Origin of the sequence: Bacillus sp. cl96 (assembly GCF_900100505.1) — a bacterium.
In the GTDB taxonomy this organism is placed as follows: Bacteria; Bacillota; Bacilli; order Bacillales; family Bacillaceae_G; genus Bacillus_A; species Bacillus_A cereus.
The window spans coordinates 1-14,632 of sequence record NZ_FNDM01000004.1 but is presented as its reverse complement, the minus strand read 5'-3'; the positions used below and the strand labels follow the sequence as shown (position 1 = coordinate 14,632).

Genomic DNA, 14,632 nt, shown 5'->3' with positions numbered 1-14,632 from the left:
AGGTTTTATTTTAGGAGGTAAATTAAATGTCAATAATTTGTGCTAATGTGAAAATTTCAGGAACTAGACCACTCTTGTTTAATCGCTTTACCGAAGAGGCTATTCCCATAACCAAACAAGAAAAGTGGGGAGTTCCAGGAAATAATCCACAAGAATGGAAAAAAACTTTTCAAGCAACACCACAAGGACAACTTTATTTGGATCCCATTTATATTTTCTCTTGTTTACGCGCAGGAGGAAAATTTATATCCAAAGGAAGAGGAACTTTAGAACCAGACGTATCTTCAACTCTCCAAGTATTAAATAATAAAATATTAATTAACAGGTTTCTTCCACCTATTAGCGAAATAACAAGGGATGATAAAAGAGATGTGTATATTGATGTACGCCCTGTTTCAAGAAGAGGAGTTAAAAATATACGTTATCGTCTGGCTATTTCATCCGGTTGGAAAACAGAGTTCAGTATAATATGGGAGGGAACCTTAATTAGCCGAGAACAAATGAAAGCTATTTGCCAAGATGCTGGTGCGTATGCTGGTTTAGGAGACGCAAGAAAAGTTGGATTTGGTCGATTCCATGTCACTGACTTTAACATCATTCAGGAAAAAGCACATGCCTAAAAAAAGAACACCTTATGAAACTTGGAGGAAAAACATAAGACCAATTATATGGAAGAGAGATAATAAACAATGTATACGTTGCAAAAAGACAGTTTTATTAAGCGAATGTCATATAGACCATATAATTAGTGGGCTGCATGGGGACAATAGACTTCAAAATTTACGTACACTTTGCAGACGTTGTCACGTTCTACGTTCAGATCGCCTTCATCGCGGTATGATTGCAAAAGCTTTAAAAGATGGAGTTATAACAGCAGATTGGCGTCAATATGTTTGGGAAGAAGAATCACTATTGAAAAGATAAACAGAATACTTTTATATTCCCTAATGAAATAGTAATAATTTAGGAATTTAAATATAGTTTAATTAACATAGTTTATTTTATTATGCCAAACTAGATATATGGTACGATTTGATACGGATATAAATTAAATTAATTTATTCTAATAAAAATTCAAATAAAACCACTAAAAATTTTATATTACAAGAATATTCAATGAAAATTATGATTTTGTCGAAACAGTTAAAGCTGTTCAATAGGAGATGACCTCCCTATTGCTGAAGAGATAGGTCGTTTTAATTAGGTTAGGCTTGGTATGGTACATCCCGGCTGCGTTCGGTTCGGTGGCGTTTGGTATAGTACGGCTTGATACGGTAATTTAATAATTTTATAAGCCATTTTTAGTAAAATTCACTATTGAATACAATTAGATTCTCTTATTAACTAAAAATAATAGACCATAGTACCATTTATTATTAGTTTTATTTCTCATATAGACTAATCTATTAAATATACAAAAATACTTATAAGTTATATTTTTCGTTTTTTAAGCACTATAGTGTTCTTACATTCATTTGTACACTTCTCTAATCTGATAGAGAGGTGATACACTTGTCTGATTTCTTAAAATTGGTTGGAGAAAACATCCGCTTTTTACGAAAAAAAAGAGGATTGACACAAGAAGAATTGGCTGAACAAATCAATCTGCAACAAGCTTACATTGGTGGTGTTGAACGTGGAGAAAGGAATATTTCCATGCTTACTCTGCAAAAAATTGCTGTTGGCCTAGAGGTTTCACCTGATGAAGTGTTAAATTTTAGTAATGTTAATTTAATCGATAATCCTCAAAGAGAGGAATCTCTTAGTATTATTACTTCTCTACTGCATCAAAAAAATGTTAATGAATTGCAATTTATCCTAAAGTTTCTTTATAATTTCTCTGAATTCGTTGAAAGTAACAGCAATAAGTAGTGATTGCAACATATTTTCGGATACATATTCTAAATATTTACTTACAATACTACCATTATAAAAAAACGTTATCTTGGTTAATCTATCATGTTTAAAGAGATAACGTTTTTTATTTTTCAACTTAAGATATTCTTATCTAATAAAATAATTTCCTTCTAGTAAATCTTATAGAAATAGGATTTGTTAAATAGTTAAAAAACCTTATTGTTTTATTTTCGATTTCAAGAAAAAGATCTCAACCTCCGATATCTTTTCAACTTTAAGGAACCAAAGGAATTAATCGTTTTATTCGAAATGTTTAACATAATCTAATAACGTTTGGTATTGCTTATCAAGGGCATACTCATCTGTTCCAATTGGAGCTTTAAAAAAAAGGGAAAGATGTTCCATTATTCCTACCTTCCCTTCTCTAAGTGCATGCTCCATAAAACGGGACAGATCAATTATTAGAGGGGCAGCTAAAATCGAATCAATACCTAACCAATTAATTTTCATTGTCATTCGTTCTCCTAACCAGCCTTCAAAGTCAATGGTATCCCAGGCTTCTTTCCTATCTCCTCGGACAGGAAAGTAATCAATTCTTACTTTATGATCAAAATGACTGTACCCTAATATTTGTTCTAGCCCAATGGATTTCGAATCAATTTTTGTTGAAGAATGTGTTGGGTGTTCCAAAACTGCACCATCTTGATTCCCTAAGATGTTCGTACTATACCACCCGACAATATTCAATCCACGTTGTTTGAACATTTTTCCTAAAACGTGTTTATATAAAGTCTGACCTGTTCTTCCATCTTTTCCTGCCGTCGGAACAGCCTGCAGTTCTGCTAATTCCTGTAATGCTGGTATCTCAGTCGTCACACTCGGCGTAAAATTTACATAGGCACATTTTGATTTCATTGCCGCATATGCATACAGCATACCTGGTCGAATATCAGGTGAATTTTCCCTTAACCCAGTCTCAAATGCTTTTAATGACTGATATAAATAATGACTTTTTGTCTTTTCTTCTGTTGAAGCCGTATTTACCACAACAATTCTTTCAAGATTATATTTTTTTCTAAATTCTTTAATGTCTGCCTGAATTTGATTCACTGCGCTCATTAAGTTCTCAGGCTCTCCTGTCAGACTATAGACCCCTTTAACAAAATCATTTACATTAGCCAGTGGTGCTTGCCAAATAGGAACATCATTGAGTTGCATTTCAAATTTCTTCAAAATAGATTCCTGAATGATACCATATTTTTTTACTACTTCTATCAATGAATCCTTTTGTATATCCCATCCACCAAAAGCAATCTGATCGAGTGGAGTTAGCTGTAATGTCTCAAATTCTTTCTCTGTAGGGGTACCGCCAGCATTTTGGAAAAAAACCACGCTAAGAGTATACAAGATTTTATACAGTTTTTCGGCTAATCCAGTAACAAACGAGAAACCTAAAATCGCGCCATAATAGGAATGTATAAAAAGATGAATAGCTTTATAGAAAATAAAAAAGGGGAATCCTTCTGAGAGTAAGGATTCCTCTTTTTTATTGCTACCGATAATGATGCGTTATGTCGACTTGATATGTATGGAGTATTCAATCAAATCATCATAAAAATATCCTCCCTGATGAATAATAGTTGAGAGGTGATTCATATAAAACGGTTATTCTTTTTAATAATGATTTTATTATTTTCTTTTCCGATAATTGAAGCTAACGCACAACCCAAAAAATGCCCAGTATTAAGTGAATTAAAAAAAACATCCATTAAAGATAGAAAAGAGGTAATTGAAGCATTAAATACTTTGATACCCAAAACTTATGGAACTGGAATAGATGATTTTCCTGATATGTATACTAAATGGAATGTTGTAACTGCAAAACCTTTTCCTAAAACTATTGGTAATAAAGAAGAAAAAAACTATTTTGGAATGGCAAAAACCTTTTGTGGTAAAGAAATTGCTGAGAAATCATGGCTTGTACGTTTAGACTTCCCAAAAGCACCTGGAGCTGACCTAGCCCAAGGTCAAATATTTTTAGCAAAAAGTAAAGAAAAAGGATGGTTTGTTTGGTTTAGATATCATTAAACGAATCAGTCATTTTAATTTTTAGCTCTTTGCTAATCTTTTTTGTTGTTGTTTTACTACCAATAACGAAATTTATGTAAATAAGCTGTCCATATGGGCAGCTTATTTTACGTTTTGCTTATCGTGTTTTTTTTCCGAAATGCTGGCGGTACCCCATACCCATCAAGCTAATATTTTATAGTACCCCCTAAACGAAATTTTTATTTTTCTACATTTTGTTATCCTATAATAAGCGTTGATAATAAAAGATTCAAAAACAGGAGCCAACATAAACTAACTAACCAAGGTTTACATACGTAAAAAGGCTCGCTGTTGTTAAACAAGCGAGCTGATTAATTATCTTACATTTACGTGAATCCTGTGTTCTTAAGAAGTGTTTATGACTTCAATTTTATTTCATAATGTGATAGTTGTTTACCTTGATAGTCTTTATCATAAGTATATTGGAATTCTAAGGTCTCCAATACCTTTTTTGATTTATCATTTGTAATTTTAATTCTCGCAATCAGTTTTTTAATTTCCATCGAGTTAGTGGCATATTGTATAGATGCTTTTGCAGCTTCTGTTGCATAACCCCTTCCCCAAAATTCAGGATCTAAAAGATACATAATTTCAACTTCCTCTTCTTTTTGATCTACATATCTTAATCCGCAATGTCCTATAATTTCCCCTGTACATTTATTTAATACTGCCCATACACCAAAGCCATATTGATTCCAATGATCTATAAACTTTTCGACGTACACTTTTGTTTCTTCTTTTGTCATTCCTCTAGATGCTGCAAGCCATGTACCGACCATATCTTTTTTTACGATACTATAAATATCATCAATATCTTCTAAGCCTATTTTTCTCAAATAAAGCCGATCTGTTGTAATTGTTTTTTCGTCTATTTTTACATTCATACAACTCACTCCTTTAGACAGTAATCAATAATTCTTTTTCAGTCCATTTTTCCCTATAATAACTATTACTGTAGTTTCGAAATAAAGTTTACTCATTTTTCAGGCTTTCTTATTCTCTATTCGAAATTACAAATAAATAACTAATATTTTTACACCATTTAGCTAACGTCACTTGAACTTTGAATATATTATCTAAAAGTTTGAGATTTCTCTTTCGGAATACTTAATATTTCCCAGCCTGAACCTTTTATTTGTTTACCAATGTATAAAATTTGACCTAAATGATTGCTACAATGCGCTATTTCAATTTGAATTGCTTCTAGGACGGTTAATGGATTATTTCTAATTGTTATAGTCTTTATTAAGTCTTCTGTTTGTAACTCTTTAATTGCTTTAAATAAAAGAAACCGCCCATTTTCCCAAATTTCAATTAATTCTTTTTTTCAATGACCGTATCGAGAAATTCACCATCACGATCCCTATATTCTTTTTCGCCATCTGTTGTTAAGAAATTAGTCCACCTTGAATGCATATTTCCACTCAGATGTTTTATAATGATTGCAATACTATTAGATTCACTGTTAGGACGCCAATGTAAATCTCGCTCTGTTAACTGATCTATAGCTTTCTCAGCACGTTTTTTTATGTGCTCAAATTGAAAAATTACTGTAGATAGAAACTTTTCTTCTACTGAACTCATAAAACTTCCTCCTTTTGGTTATAGTAGTCAATTTTATTGATAAGTACTTATTTTTTTTGATTGTATCAATTAGTAACAGTAATTCTTTTAAATCATCAATTATGTATTCATCTGTAAATGGATTTTCCCAAAACGCATCTTTCTTCCATATTGCATTCATTCCCACATTTCGAGCTCCTATTACATCATTTTCTGGATGATCCCCTATGTATACGCTTTCTTCGGGGGTAACACCTAATCTTTCTAAAGCTCTCATAAAGATTTCAGCTTGAGGTTTTTTAATTCCCTCTTGTTCAGACACTAAAATGGTATCCATGTATTTCTCAATTCCTAAGGCTTGGATATTTAGGAGTTGAAATTCAGTGAATCCATTTGTAATCATGCCTAATAATATGCCTTTGTCTTTCAACTCTTTTAGTACATGCTCCATGTTAGAAAAAGGAATACAGTGATGTTGAAAGTTGTTTATGTAATCCTCTAATAATTGCTCCCATGTTAAATCGGAAATAGAATGCTCTTGGAGTAATTGTTGGTATACCTTGTCCTTCCAAACGTATCCCTTATTATCTAACTCAATAAATCGAGATACATATTGTTCTTCAGGTATATGTTTTAGTTTATTGATATGCCTCTTATATTGTTCTTTAATAAAGAGTTTAAGAGAACTATCCCTATCTAATAAAGTTCCATCTAAGTCGAAGATAACTGCTTTAATCATGTATTCTCCCCCTTTTTATCTAAATATAACATAAAAAGGTATTTTATCCCTTTTCTAGACTTTGTTTTCTCAAAAATAGTTTGGGTGAAATATTAAATAACAGAGAGAATTTATTTTTTAATCATTTTATTATTCTATTAAAGAGTGGCACCATCACTATCAGGCTAAGGTTTTACACTATCCATAAAACCAAAAAGACGTTATTCTTTCTGTAGAATTATAGGAAAAGATGGCGTATTTTATGGAGTTTTCGATTCATGACGAACTTCAACCGATTGCCGAAGAATTACAAAGACATATGTCTCCTCGTGTTCTAGAACACCTAGCTAAAGAAAAAGGGTTTGTTCAGCGAAAGAGTAAATATCAGGAAAAGGAATTAGTTGCTTTATGTGTATGGCTTAGCCAACAGGTTGCAAGTACATCACTCACTCAATTATGCAGCTATCTTGAAGTATCTACAGGTGTTCTTATCAGCCCTGAAGGACTTAACCGACGATTTAATGCTTCTGCAGTACAGTTGCTAGAACAAGTTCTAGCTAATCTTCTAACTCAACGAATTCATTCAACAAAAGAAATAATTCATCAATATACCACGACCTTTAAGCACATTCGGATTCTGGATTCTACAACATTTCAGCTTCCAGATAAATTTTCTTCACATTATCAAGGTTCAGGTGGAAGTAGCCATACGGCAGGAGTCAAAATTCAATTGGAGTATGACCTATTGAGTGGAAAGTTTCTGCACGTTTATGTAGGGGAAGGAAGAGAAAATGATAAAATATTTGGTTCAACAAGCCTACAAATTATTCGACCAAAAGACTTGTACATAAGAGATTTAGGCTATTTCGACTTACATGACTTACAGAAAATCCATGATAAAGGAGCTTACTATATCTCACGTTTGAAATTAAATTCTCGAATCTATTGTAAGAATGATAAGCCAGAGCATTTTCGAAATGGGACTGTAAAGAAAGGATCACTCTATATTCAGTTAGATATGGAAGAACTCATGAATCAATTGTCTCCTGGTCAAACAATAGAGGTTTCAGAGGCATACATTGGACAGCACCAAAAATTACCAGCTCGTGTTATTATTCATCGATTAACAAAGGAACAAACAGAGAAAAGGTTGAAGGAACAAGCCAAAAAAGAAAAGAAGAAAGGTATTACATACAAAGAGCGAAGTAAGCGGTTGAGTGGGATCAATGTGTATATTACGAATCTTCCTGCAGAAAATGTTCCAACGGAACATATCCATGACTTGTATTCATTACGCTGGCAAATTGAAATTTTGTTCAAAACATGGAAATCTTTCTTTCAAATTGACAAGTGTAAAGAAATCAAGAAAGAACGCTTAGAATGCCATTTATATGGACAACTCATTAGTATGTTACTCTGTTCATCGACGATGTTTAAAATGCGTCAGTTACTCTTGGATAAGAAAAAGAAAGAGTTAAGTGAATACAAATCCATCTATATGATAAAGAATTATTATCTATTGTTTTATGAGGGACTACAGAAGGGCAGCCATGAATTATTAAAAGTTTTACTGCGTTTGTTTTACCTTTTAGAGAAAAACGGAAGAAAATCTCACCGGTACGAAAAGAAAACCGTCTTTGATATCTTAGGTGTTGTGTATGATTATATGTTGTCAAAAAGTTTCAAGGCTGCATAATATTTTTTAAAATGCCTAGTTAATAGGTTTATTTGTTATGCACATCTTTAGTGTAGTCGTAGAAATTTCAAAAAACACATTCACATATACCCTTTTGTCCACCTTAGGTTGATGGCGATGTGGCGATACCCCTCTGTAGAAATAACGCCCCTTAGTGGAGCAAGATTTTGATTGACTGCAAAAAGCCCAGAAATCGTTGTTGTTGCAACGGCACCTAGCACTCCGACAAATAACACACCCATCTGATATTTCATTTTTTCACCCTTTCTCATTTCCCGCAAGCTTTAGCAACAAGTCATGGACTTCGGTCGCTTCTAATGTATCTGGAAGTTCAAAATCTTTCCCCGTTACTACAAGTGACACATAATCTCCTTTATCCTTTGCTGGTAAACCGTGAGATCCTTTGATTCGCTCCGGTTCTAGTGGTATTTGGAATGTCTTTGGATTTACAAACAACTCTACCGGATCATAACCAGGCTTTCTATGAATATCTACATTGTATGCAAATTCTGGTGCCTGTTCATCGTTCAACCACCAGTGTATGTGGTTTGATCATTATTTACAAATTCTATTGCTATATGTAAAATTATGATAACGGCTATTTATCAACAATTATTTATGAAATTTTAGTTTAGACTTTTCTGTCTTTCTACACTTGTACAAGGACATAAAATGGATACTTTTTAGACGAGAAAGTATCCATTTTCATGAATATCTTTTGTTACTTATGTAGAATTAAATTAAATTTTAGTTGGATTTCACATTTAATTAGGTTTTACTATTTAGTTTTGTTTCAAATTCAGTTAAATTAGTTGAAGCCTTACTAAACTTTGGTCCAGAAAGTTTAGTAAGGCTTCGTACTTATGTCATTCTGTCTTCTATTGGAGCTACACCTCGTATCTCTTGTAATATAGAATTTGCTGCAGTTTCTCTATAAAATTCTTCAACTATATTTTTCAAATAAATACAATTTCTTTATTCCTTGAATAAAATCAATAACTCGGCATACAATATCTATGCATCTAGATTATTACCTCTGTATCGAGCAGTTAGACTGGGCTAACTGCCTTTTTGAGTTTTTCCGAATGAAATTCTAAATTATGTGTTCACGAGTAACGATAGTAGATAAAGAAACAGGAATTCATCATTTAATTAGTTTGAGTGGATATGCAGGGGAAATTACTCCGTTATTGTATAAGGAAGGAAAAACAATGATAAAATCAAATACTGAATAAATCAATTCATCTTATTCAACTATATGGTAGCTTTAGTTCCACAAGAAAATAAACACCTTTATTATCTGTTTTGATTTCAGAAATAAAACTGAACTTAATCTTTTTTAAGAGGAGATACTACAATTTAAGCAGTGCCTCCTTTACGTTTTTATAAGTGAGTTTTAATGACCTTATTGTTTCTATTCATTATGTCTAATGCTATAGATGGCCTGATACAGCTTAATTCACAGTGACCTCTGTAATTTTGTTTTTCCTTTTCCTTTTCTTCTAGGACTGAGCAGTTAGTTTTTTGCTGGGTAATCTTTTATATTAACTTGCTTGTCACCATTTAAAGGGGCAAGCATATATTACGGATATGTAGCTATTAACTCATAGGGTCTTCTTTTAAAGAGCACTTGTACCTAGTGCTCTTTTTAGTTTCCTTATTTAGCTCATTTTTAACTTTACATAATATTTTTAATTCTGTTTATACTATAGTTGTAACTTAAAGTTACAACGTATTGTGGGTATCTTTATTGTTGGACAATAAAGCAGTTAGTTCATTGAGCTAGCTGTTTTATTATTTAAATAATAACAACATGAAACCTCCCCCTATAAATTTTTACTCATAACATCATTAGTTACTATATTTTGGTTTTATTTCCCGCTTTTCCAGCATATTTTTTAAGAAGGGTGTTTAGCTAAAAAAGTTACCTCCTTATCGATGAGCACTCACTTATGTAGTGCTCCTTTTCATGCTGTACAATTCTGTTTTACTTGTATAATTATATATAGTTTCTTTTTTGAACCTCCCACATTCTTTTTTTCAAGTTGCAATGAAACAGTTAGCTTTTTTCTAACTATCCTTTTTTTATTTTTCACTTTTTAGTTAAACGTACATATATTAACTTTGAACAATGGCCAATAGGATACTTAACCTACCTCTCTAAGAGCACATTTATATGTGTGCTCTTTTTTGAGTCACTTTAAAATAACGATTTTGTTTAGTTATCATTTGATTAATCATATTTAAAATTTTTTAACATATCTTAATTTTAACCAGGAATTACACTACCCCCCAGTAGATCTGTAGTTCCTGTAATTGAGCCTATAACTCTGATTAGAACCTGTTATAAACAACAGGTTCTATTTATCGTCATTCTTCATCCCCATCGTTGCGATAGGTAAGACTTTGAAGTTATCTCCATCTTTTGCCCCACTTAACACTGTACGTGCGAATTTCACTACATTCAAATACCTCTAGGCTACATTAAGCAATACAAACATTATTAATGTATTCATTTCTAGCTTGAAGATAAAAAAATTCATGATTCCACATATTTATATTCTCTATCCATTTTGGATACTTTAAAAATGGATACTTATTTTATACATATTTTACTTGTATGATTTTAATCAAAATGTGAGGTGGTCGTTTATGATAAAAGGCTATGCAGCATTGCTTATTATAGATGTACAAGTGGGTTCATTTAAAGAAGAAAGAATGCTATATAAAGGAATTGAATTATTAAAAAACATTCAATTGTTAATCCATAAAGCTCGTACTGTTCAAGCGCCTATTTTTTACATGAAGTTTAATGGGAAAACAGGCTCTTTATTAGAGCGTGGAAATCCCGAATGGGCAATTCATGAAACAAGTCTTCAACAAGAATTGAATAAAAGGGACATCGAACACATTGTGATTACAGGCGTTCAGTCTGAAATATGTATAGACGCGACGTGTCGACGTGCATATAGCTTAGGGTATAATGTTACTCTTGTTGAAGATGGGCATAGTACATATGACACTACATTATTATCGGCATCCCAAATTATTAAGCATCATAACGATATAATAGGTGAATGGTTTGCTAATTTGAAAAAAGCTCAGATAATTGAATTTTAATTAATCTTGAATAAGTTTTTCTTGATAGATATAGTACGAATCATTTAAATTTAGCTAAGGTATTAGTCCTGTTCCTCATTATTAAATATATGTTTTACTATATGCGATAATGTAATAATTATATTCTAAGAATTAAATACCCCTTTTAGGGCTACAGACACACCGCTATCAAGCAACAAAAATCTTATTTTTTCATTTTGGGGTAATTCTAAATTCTTAAGTTGATGGGCATGTGGTGCTATCCAAAAGTCAAAATAAACAAAGTAGAGAAACAAATGCAGTTTTATAAATCAACGCTTGTGTCCCTGGGATTTCCTTTAATGTTAATATTAACCGGTTTAAAATAGCCCCTTGTTACTATAAATTCCTTCCAATGATTAAGGAAGGAATTTATAGTTCAATTATACATGTTCCTTTTGATTGTTTATATGCATATCGTATTTTGACCAAAACTATATGCAAATGAGGTGAAAAAATGCCCATTACAAATAGATTTTCTACCACCACTAACGGGGCACTTGCGATTACAGGGAACACACTAGGTTTAAGTAAAATTAGTAACCAAAACCGTGCTGGTACTATCGGGGCAATTGGTGCATTCGTAACTACGAATACTGCTTTACAAGTACCTACTTTTCCTGCTGGTACAACGTTAAACTATACACAAAATAGTTCTACTGCTATTTTAAATATCCCTGCTGGTAGTACGATTCTTTACGCAGAACTCGTTTGGGGCGGAAACTACTTATCTCGTGATCAAAATATTACGAGTGTATTAGGCAACCCTGTTTCTTTTACAACACCTGTGTCAACATACTCAATTACCCCTTCAGCAGTTACAGCTTCTAATCAAACATTCGTTTCTGGTTCTGTCACATTTGGATTCTATACACGATCCGCAGATGTAACTTCCCTCGTTCAAGCTGGAGGATCAGGCTCTTATACAACCGGTTCTGTCCCTGGACTCGTTGATCCTTTAGATGCTTCTAACGGAGCTATCAATTCTTCTGGATGGACGCTTATCGTCGCTTATCAAAACGGGACATTACCTGCAAGAAACTTAACCATTTATGTAGCTGGTAATCGTGTTTCTGCTGATACTGGTAGTGCAGATGTAGCTGTTTCAGGATTTTTAACACCTTCAGGAGGGCCTGTAAGCGGGAGATTATTTTTAAGTTCTACTGAAGGAGATGCTGATTTAATTGGGGATCAGGCTCTATTCGGACCAAATTTCAGTTCATTAAATGCTTTATCTGGGCCAAATAATGCTGTAAATAATTTCTTCGGTTCTCAAATTAATAATGCCGCTGGAAACTTAGATACAACTGGGACATTTGGAACCCGAAATCAAAGTGCTTCTACAGGTACAAACATCTCCGCAGGAAGACAAGGCTGGGACATTACTTCTATTGATATTTCTCCTTATTTAACAAATTCCCAAGTCTCAGCTGCAATCCGTTTAACAACTAACGGAGATGCATATATGTTAAATACAGTCGGGTTACAAATTAATATAAACTCACCAAATATACAAGCAACGAAAAGCGTGAATAAAAGCGTCGCGGCAATTGGAGATGTTCTCACTTACACCGTTACGATCCCTAATACCGGGCTGCTTCCCGCCAATAACGTTATTTTTATGGACAGTCTTCCTAACGGCACTTCCTTTATACCTGGCACTGTAACGGTAGATAACGTACCACAAACAAATGCAAACCCAGCTGCTGGTATATCTCTTGGAACAATTAATAATGGTGCTTCTCGTACAGTAACTTTCCAAGCAACTGTCGTTTCTCTTCCAAGTCAAAATCCTATCTCTAACACTGCTAATATTACATTTCAATATACACCAATTGCCGGAGGAACAACTTTTAACGGTCTTGCAACAAGCAACTCTGCTGGAACACAAATTAACCTGGCAGATATTAATGGAACAAAATCAGTTAACAAACTTTTTACCGATATTGGTGAAACATTAACTTACAGTATTGCCTTAGCTAATATAGGAAATATCGCTGCAACAAATGTTATATATACGGACCCGATTCCTAGCGGGACTACTTTCATTCCAGGGAGTGTAACTGTGAACGGAGTTACTCAAGCTGGCGCAAATCCCGCTAATGGTATATCAATTGGATCCATTGCCGCAAATTCTACTACTACTATTTCATTTCAAGTATTCGTTCCTTCTATTCCGCAAACAAATCCAATATTAAATAGTGGTACAACAATTTATCAATACACTCCTGTACCAAATCAACCGGCAGTAAGCGGGACTGATACGACCAATATCGTATCTACTCAAGTGAATAACGCTACTGTAACAATGGCAAAAGCAGTAGATAAAAATTTTGCAGATATTGGTGATACACTAACGTACACCGTTTCCTTTACAGGTACAGGTAATACAAATGCGAACAATGTTATTTTTACGGATGTCATTCCTACTGGAACAACTTTCGTTCTAAACAGTTTAACAATAGATGGCACGACACAAGTGGGCGCAAATCCCGCTAGCGGTGTGAACATTGGATCCATCCCAAGCGGCACAATAAAAACTGTTGCATTTCAAGTAGTAGTAAACACAATACCCGCGTCAAATGTCGTATCTAACGGATCAAGCGCTTCTTATCAATATACCGTCAACCCTAGCCAATCTCCCGTTACAAAAAACATTTCTTCTAATCTCGTTTCCACTCAAATTAACAATGCGAATTTAACATTAACAAAATCAACTAACAAACAATTTGCCACAATTGGCGAAACGATAAGTTATACAATCCTTATTACAAACAGTGGAAATGCAACCGCTAATAACGTTCAACTAACAGATCCACTTCCAAACGGAACGATATTGACTCTTGGTACTGTAACACTAAACGGAGTTTTGCAGAATGTAGATTCTCTTGTTGCTTTACCTATCGGCACAATTCCTGGTGGGGCTACTGTTACCCTTTCTTTCCAAGTAACAGTCATCAATATTACGACCCAAAATCCTATCATTAATAACGCCTTCGCTTCTTATCTATATACTGTAAATCCAAGTTTGCCACCGACTTCAAAAACAGCAAATTCTAATTCTGTTACATCAACAATTAGACTAGCAAATCTCCGTGCTAATAAATCTGTAGATAAAACGTTTGCGGAAGTTGGCGATGTATTAACTTACACCTTTGCTCTTACTAACGATGGGAATGTTGCAGCGAACAATGTATTACTATCTGATTCAATTGCGAATGGAACCGCCTTTGTCCCAAACAGCGTTATAGTTAACAGTGTTACTCAGCCAGGCGTTACACCAGCTAGCATCAATATTGGTAGCATCAATGCTAATACTACAATTACAGCTTCATTCCAAGTAGTAATAACTAGCATTCCAAATCCAAACCCTATTTCAAATAGCGCTTCCATCTCCTATAACTTTATCGTTGATCCAAACGCTTCACCTGTAAGTAAGAATACTACTTCAACTACTACATTTACTCAAGTAAACGATGCAAATGTCATTTCAGCCAAAACAGTGGACCGAGCGTTCGCTACCGTAGGGGATATATTAACTTATACTGTTA

The 14,632-nt window shown here is 33.6% G+C and carries 13 protein-coding genes and 2 pseudogenes; 8 read left to right on the top strand and 7 right to left on the bottom strand.

Translation table 11 applies throughout. The features are described from left to right. Nucleotides 1–26 precede the first annotated feature (26 nt). The 3 genes from BLT20_RS10210 to BLT20_RS10200 all read left to right on the top strand — a co-directional run bounded on the left by BLT20_RS10210 (nt 27) and on the right by BLT20_RS10200 (nt 1,872). A complete protein-coding gene (locus BLT20_RS10210; protein WP_000022212.1) occupies nt 27–620 on the top strand; it encodes a hypothetical protein in 594 nt (197 codons plus the stop codon). Then, a complete protein-coding gene (locus BLT20_RS10205; RefSeq protein ID WP_001124982.1) occupies nt 613–924 on the top strand; it encodes an HNH endonuclease in 312 nt (103 codons plus the stop codon). Before BLT20_RS10210 ends, BLT20_RS10205 begins: the two co-directional genes overlap by 8 nt. A gap of 588 nt (nt 925–1,512) precedes the next feature. Then, complete coding sequence (locus BLT20_RS10200) at nt 1,513–1,872, top strand: helix-turn-helix domain-containing protein (protein ID WP_001279278.1); 360 nt, start codon at nt 1,513–1,515, stop codon at nt 1,870–1,872. A gap of 285 nt (nt 1,873–2,157) precedes the next feature. Here the strand turns inward: BLT20_RS10200 and BLT20_RS10195 are convergent, their stop codons facing one another. Then, the gene (locus BLT20_RS10195; RefSeq protein ID WP_000231158.1) at nt 2,158–3,249 is read right to left on the bottom strand and encodes an inositol-3-phosphate synthase; all 1,092 of its coding nucleotides are present in this window, start codon (nt 3,247–3,249) and stop codon (nt 2,158–2,160) included. A 288-nt stretch (nt 3,250–3,537) separates the two neighbouring features. On the opposite strand from BLT20_RS10195, the gene BLT20_RS10190 reads away from it, so the two are divergent. After that, the gene (locus BLT20_RS10190) at nt 3,538–3,945 is read left to right on the top strand and encodes a hypothetical protein (protein ID WP_000601800.1); all 408 of its coding nucleotides are present in this window, start codon (nt 3,538–3,540) and stop codon (nt 3,943–3,945) included. Nucleotides 3,946–4,322: 377 nt separating this feature from the next. On the opposite strand, the gene BLT20_RS10185 is transcribed toward BLT20_RS10190, so the two are convergent. From BLT20_RS10185 to BLT20_RS10175, 3 genes and pseudogenes are all read right to left on the bottom strand, one after another. Further along, nucleotides 4,323–4,850, bottom strand: a complete 528-nt coding sequence (locus BLT20_RS10185; protein WP_001101141.1) for a GNAT family N-acetyltransferase — start codon at nt 4,848–4,850, stop codon at nt 4,323–4,325. 188 nt (nt 4,851–5,038) lie between these two features. Continuing rightward, nucleotides 5,039–5,550, bottom strand: a pseudogene (locus tag BLT20_RS10180) (DUF1572 family protein). Beyond that, nucleotides 5,501–6,268, bottom strand: coding sequence for an HAD family hydrolase (locus BLT20_RS10175; protein ID WP_000588496.1), 768 nt, complete (start codon nt 6,266–6,268; stop codon nt 5,501–5,503). The pseudogene BLT20_RS10180 and the gene BLT20_RS10175 overlap by 50 nt, the downstream one beginning before the upstream one ends. Before the next feature lie 241 nt (nt 6,269–6,509). Here BLT20_RS10175 and BLT20_RS10170 point away from each other — a divergent pair, with 241 nt between their 5' ends. Continuing rightward, complete coding sequence (locus BLT20_RS10170; protein ID WP_000395870.1) at nt 6,510–7,943, top strand: IS4 family transposase; 1,434 nt, start codon at nt 6,510–6,512, stop codon at nt 7,941–7,943. Between the two features lie 80 nt (nt 7,944–8,023). On the opposite strand, the gene BLT20_RS30540 is transcribed toward BLT20_RS10170, so the two are convergent. The 3 genes and pseudogenes from BLT20_RS30540 to BLT20_RS31015 form a co-directional block, all read right to left on the bottom strand. Continuing rightward, complete coding sequence (locus BLT20_RS30540) at nt 8,024–8,197, bottom strand: hypothetical protein (protein WP_000877140.1); 174 nt, start codon at nt 8,195–8,197, stop codon at nt 8,024–8,026. Nucleotides 8,198–8,201: 4 nt separating this feature from the next. Next, nucleotides 8,202–8,474 (bottom strand): hypothetical protein, encoded by a 273-nt coding sequence (locus tag BLT20_RS10165; RefSeq protein ID WP_000997500.1) that lies wholly within the window; start codon nt 8,472–8,474, stop codon nt 8,202–8,204. A 237-nt stretch (nt 8,475–8,711) separates the two neighbouring features. After that, nucleotides 8,712–8,879: pseudogene (locus BLT20_RS31015) on the bottom strand (ribonuclease); the annotation flags it as partial. 164 nt (nt 8,880–9,043) lie between these two features. Between BLT20_RS31015 and BLT20_RS31010 the strand changes: the two are divergent. The 3 genes from BLT20_RS31010 to BLT20_RS10145 all read left to right on the top strand — a co-directional run. Then, entirely contained in the window at nt 9,044–9,178 is a 135-nt protein-coding gene (locus BLT20_RS31010) for a DUF6440 family protein (RefSeq protein ID WP_002025869.1), read from the top strand. Nucleotides 9,179–10,595: 1,417 nt separating this feature from the next. Beyond that, a complete protein-coding gene (locus tag BLT20_RS10155; protein ID WP_000589749.1) occupies nt 10,596–11,063 on the top strand; it encodes an isochorismatase family protein in 468 nt (155 codons plus the stop codon). A gap of 475 nt (nt 11,064–11,538) precedes the next feature. Then, a partial coding sequence (locus BLT20_RS10145; protein WP_141770356.1) for a beta strand repeat-containing protein occupies nt 11,539–14,632 on the top strand: 3,094 nt, incomplete at its 3' end.

What these genes read in the sequence shown, in the direction of transcription:
- BLT20_RS10185 (WP_001101141.1), bottom strand. Translation starts at nt 4,850, where the DNA reads ATGAATGTAAAAATAGACGAAAAAACAATTACAACAGATCGGCTTTAT.
- BLT20_RS10205 (WP_001124982.1), top strand. Translation starts at nt 613, where the DNA reads ATGCCTAAAAAAAGAACACCTTATGAAACTTGGAGGAAAAACATAAGA.
- BLT20_RS30540 (WP_000877140.1), bottom strand. Translation starts at nt 8,197, where the DNA reads ATGAAATATCAGATGGGTGTGTTATTTGTCGGAGTGCTAGGTGCCGTT.
- BLT20_RS10155 (WP_000589749.1), top strand. Translation starts at nt 10,596, where the DNA reads ATGATAAAAGGCTATGCAGCATTGCTTATTATAGATGTACAAGTGGGT.
- BLT20_RS10175 (WP_000588496.1), bottom strand. Translation starts at nt 6,268, where the DNA reads ATGATTAAAGCAGTTATCTTCGACTTAGATGGAACTTTATTAGATAGG.
- BLT20_RS10190 (WP_000601800.1), top strand. Translation starts at nt 3,538, where the DNA reads ATGATTTTATTATTTTCTTTTCCGATAATTGAAGCTAACGCACAACCC.
- BLT20_RS31010 (WP_002025869.1), top strand. Translation starts at nt 9,044, where the DNA reads ATGTGTTCACGAGTAACGATAGTAGATAAAGAAACAGGAATTCATCAT.
- BLT20_RS10210 (WP_000022212.1), top strand. Translation starts at nt 27, where the DNA reads ATGTCAATAATTTGTGCTAATGTGAAAATTTCAGGAACTAGACCACTC.
- BLT20_RS10170 (WP_000395870.1), top strand. Translation starts at nt 6,510, where the DNA reads ATGGAGTTTTCGATTCATGACGAACTTCAACCGATTGCCGAAGAATTA.